Source organism: Paenibacillus yanchengensis, from assembly GCF_042684845.1.
In the GTDB taxonomy this organism is placed as follows: domain Bacteria; phylum Bacillota; class Bacilli; order Paenibacillales; family Paenibacillaceae; genus Pristimantibacillus; species Pristimantibacillus yanchengensis.
Genome location: NZ_JBHUMH010000028.1, coordinates 1 through 693, shown reverse-complemented (window position 1 = coordinate 693; position 693 = coordinate 1). Strand labels below are relative to the sequence as shown.

At 44.4% G+C, this 693-nt stretch carries 1 protein-coding gene; it reads right to left on the bottom strand.

The genetic code is table 11. The features are described 5' to 3' along the window. On the bottom strand, positions 1–628 hold a 628-nt coding region (locus ACFSTH_RS11425), incomplete at its 3' end, for an IS110 family transposase (protein ID WP_377793675.1). Positions 629–693: the final 65 nt, after the last annotated feature.

Here is a 693-nt window from a genome sequence, read left to right as displayed (position 1 = left end):
CGTCCGCCGGTAGCGGAAAGAGCTGGAGCGTCGCGAGCGATGATTTACAGGTCCAATCTTTAAAAACGTGATGGTATTCGGGAAACCAAATGTCCAACCATCTTTGCACCTGATTTTTGATGCTAACCAATTGTTTAACAGCAAACTCACGGCTACCGAAAAGAATCCGCAGTTCTTCGAACTTGCCAGTAGGCAAGCGCAGTGGAGAGAAGTAACCGTTTTTGATCATGTCCGCGATGACCAGCGCATCTTTGACATCGTTCTTTGTGGGTGAATTGTCTCGGTTTTCTTTACTTAATTTGACATGATAAGGGTTTACCACAACCACCTCATACTTTTGTTCAAGAAGCCAGTGAGCCAGGTTCAGCCAATAGTGGCCAGTGGGTTCCATCCCGATGATGATTTCCGTTTTACCATGTTGTCGCTGTATGGACTGCATCCATTGTTGAAATTGTTCGAAGCCGGAGCGATCATTTGTAAATGAACATGGAATCCCTATCTCAATACCACGATAGGTTACTCCGCGTGCAACTTGTATTTCCTTTGCGATATCCACACCGATAACCAAATGATTTGTAGTAATTCGTTCTATACGTTGATTTTGTGCGTCACGTTGTTTAAACTTCATAGTAGAGCATCTCCTAAGATAGAATAGTGCCTTCGTCCGGCCTATCTCTATCCTACAGGGATGCT